Here is a 1,522-nt window from a genome sequence, read left to right as displayed (position 1 = left end):
TTGGGTGGTGATCCGGCCCGCGCCATATGTTGCCTTTGCTGCGTGTTCAGCTAACGGTTTATGGGGTGCGGGCCGCCTCTGGCGGCCCGCACCCTACAATAAAGAACGAATTCCTAAAGAACGAATTCCTCCCTCCCCGTGCGGCAAAGCTGCACGGGGAGGGGGAAAGGGGGGTGGAGATTGCCCTACACGATAGGATGTTCTTCATCGCTACTTCTTCCCGGGAAAGGAGGAGGCCAGCATGAAGACCCGTGCGGCCGTTCTTTACGAAATGGGGAAGCCCAGGCCCTATGAAGAAACCTGTCCTCTCTCCGTGGAGGAGGTGGAGCTGGAGGGACCGGGGCCGGGAGAGGTGCTGGTGGAGATCATGGCGGCGGGCCTGTGCCACTCGGATCTTTCCGCGATCGACGGTTCCCGCCCGCGGCCTACGCCGATGATCCTGGGCCATGAAGCAGCAGGGATCGTGCGGGAGGTCGGTCCGGGGGTCCACGATTTGCGACCAGGGGATCATGTGGTCTTCTCATTTGTCCCGATGTGTGGGCGCTGCGTCTATTGCGTCACCGGCCGTCCGGTTTTGTGCGAAAACGGCAACCGGGCCAATGCGGCCGGGACGCTGCTGAGCGGCGCCCGGCGGTTCCGCAACGCCTCCGGACAGCCCCTGCATCATCATCTGGGAGTTTCCGCCTTCTCTCAGTTTACGATCGCCGCGCAGGAGTCACTGATCCGCATCGATCCAGAGATTCCGCCGGAGCGAGCAGCCCTATTCGGCTGCGCGGTGATAACTGGGGTGGGTGCAGTGGTGAACACTGCCCGCGTGGAGCCAGGGATGAGTGTGGCCGTTTTCGGACTGGGGGGCGTGGGGCTCAGCGTGGTGATGGGAGCGCGCCTAGCGGGCGCTTATCCGATCATCGCGGTGGATATCCTCCCAGCGAAGCTGGACCTGGCCCGCCGGATGGGAGCCACCCATGTCTTGAACGCCCGCGAAGTGGATCCTGTTGAGGCCGTTCGAGATCTCACCGGGGGTGGGGTTCACTATGCCTTCGAAAGCGTCGGCAGCGAGCAGGTGCTGGTTCAGGCTTACCAGGCCACCCGACGAGGGGGCGTTACCATCACAATCGGCCTGCCGCATCCGGAGCGCATGTTCAGCGTCCCGGCGGTGAGCATTGTGCTGGAGGAGCGAACGATCAAGGGCTCCTATATGGGGTCCGCTGTCCCCCGTCGGGATCTTCCGCGGTTCCTGGCCCTTTATCAGGCCGGGATGCTGCCGGTGGATCTCCTCTTCAGCCGCTCGATCCAGTTGGAGGAGATCAATGCGGGCTTCGACGCGCTGGCCCGCGGGGAGGTGGTGCGTCAGGTGGTGCGGTTTGCGTGAGGGGAACCTGAGCGATGCTTCCGGTTGGGAAAGTTGCTTTCGGCAGCCTGGTAGTGTTTACTTGTGGCGGATTGCGTTTTTGATTCGTAGGGTTTTGGGGCGAGAGAGGCCACCGAACCTCTTCTCTGGGCCCCCGAGACCCTGGGGAGG

The 1,522-nt window shown here is 63.1% G+C and carries 1 protein-coding gene; it reads left to right on the top strand.

Annotation, left to right across the window (positions count from 1 at the left end; all coding sequences use genetic code 11):
* Positions 1 to 241 precede the first annotated feature (241 nt).
* Positions 242 to 1,372 (top strand): zinc-dependent alcohol dehydrogenase family protein, encoded by a 1,131-nt coding sequence (locus NZM16_RS04950; RefSeq protein ID WP_295448813.1) that lies wholly within the window; start codon positions 242 to 244, stop codon positions 1,370 to 1,372.
* The last annotated feature ends 150 nt before the right edge of the window (positions 1,373 to 1,522 follow it).

This window comes from Thermoflexus sp. (assembly GCF_025055495.1).
Taxonomy (GTDB): domain Bacteria; phylum Chloroflexota; class Anaerolineae; order Thermoflexales; family Thermoflexaceae; genus Thermoflexus.
This window is presented reverse-complemented; position numbering and strand designations above follow the sequence as displayed.

What these genes read in the sequence shown, in the direction of transcription:
- NZM16_RS04950 (WP_295448813.1), top strand. Translation starts at nt 242, where the DNA reads ATGAAGACCCGTGCGGCCGTTCTTTACGAAATGGGGAAGCCCAGGCCC.